The organism is Pseudomonas sp. AIG (assembly GCF_977020205.1).
In genome coordinates this window covers 1-453 of record NZ_CDROCK010000144.1, presented here as the reverse complement: position 1 = coordinate 453, position 453 = coordinate 1, and the positions used below count along the sequence as shown (strand labels likewise).

Here is a 453-nt window from a genome sequence, read left to right as displayed (position 1 = left end):
GGGATGTCATCAGCGATGACAACTACTTCAATGCGGGCACGGATGTGCTCAGTTTTGGAGTAGGTATCACGGCGACGGACATTGTAGTCAATCGCTCGGGCAATAGTCTTTTGTTGAACCATGTCAATGGTCAAGACGGGATCACCATACTCAACTGGTTTGTTGAAACGACTGGTCGCTACCAACTGGAACGCATCGAATTCGCTGATGGCACGCTCTGGACGCGAGAACAACTGAGCAGTGCGGTACTGCAACAAACAGGAACCGAAGGTGCCGACACCATGGTGGGTGCCGCCACTGGCAACCAGTCAATGCTTGGCTTGGGCGGTAATGATTCGATTACCGGAGGGCTGGGAAATGACTGGCTTGAAGGCGGGAGGGGCAACGATACCCTCAATGGCGGACAGGGCAGCGACCGCTATGTGTTCAATCTGGGCGACGGCAAGGATGTCA

1 protein-coding gene is annotated in these 453 nt (G+C 54.3%); it reads left to right on the top strand.

The window, feature by feature from the left end; translation table 11 throughout:
- A partial coding sequence (locus ACWR1S_RS30915; RefSeq protein ID WP_454566148.1) for a calcium-binding protein occupies window positions 1-453 on the top strand: 453 nt, incomplete at both ends.